Source organism: Pseudoalteromonas sp. SR44-5 (assembly GCF_014163675.1).
Lineage (GTDB): Bacteria > Pseudomonadota > Gammaproteobacteria > Enterobacterales > Alteromonadaceae > Pseudoalteromonas > Pseudoalteromonas rhizosphaerae.
In genome coordinates this window covers 1-757 of sequence record NZ_JACJDT010000151.1, presented here as the reverse complement: position 1 = coordinate 757, position 757 = coordinate 1, and the positions used below count along the sequence as shown (strand labels likewise).

The window sequence follows — 757 nt, the reverse complement described above, 5'->3', positions numbered from 1 at the left end:
GTAATGTGCGCACGATCACTTCGACTGATTTTGATGGTACGCCACCGACGCTCACGGTGAGCGTCGATACATTGAGCAATGACAACACCCCAGCCATTAGTGGGACCACTGATGCGGGTCAAGGGACTGCAGTGACGGTGGTTGTTACTGATAAAGATGGCAACACGCAAACCCTCAGCGCCACCGTGGATGCCAATGGTGATTGGGTAATTAGCCCGACAACCCCACTGCCTGATGGTGCGTTTAGTGTTGAGGTCAGTGTTCGCGACAGTGTGGGCAATGAAACCACCGACTCAATTAGTGGTGTGATTGATACCACCGCGCCGAGTCTCACTGTACAAGGTGTCGGTGCTGGCAGTGACGTCACCCCGGTATTCAGTGGCACCAGCAATGAAATCGGTGGCACAGTGACCTTAGTGGTCACCGATGCCAACGGGGTTGAACAAACCCTGAGCGCGACAGTACAAAGCAATGGTCAATGGTCAGTCGAAGTACCGAACGGCCTGAGCGAGGGCGATTACACCGTCGATGCCGTCATTACCGATGCGGCGGGAAATGATACTCAAGTGGCCTTAACGGGCAATATTGATACCTCAGTGCCTGTTGTTATGGTTAATGATAATGGCCTTGGTAACAATGCGACACCAACGATTACGGGTACCTCAACCGAGCCTACGGGCACCGTTGTTAGCATCAGTATCGTGGATGTCAATGGCGATAGTTATGGATTAAGTGCCACCGTCCTCGCTGATGGTTC

1 protein-coding gene is annotated in these 757 nt (G+C 52.8%); it reads left to right on the top strand.

Features of this window, described 5'->3' with window-relative positions:
• Positions 1–757: Ig-like domain-containing protein (locus H5154_RS22935; protein WP_182719755.1), on the top strand; the 757-nt coding region annotated here is incomplete at both ends.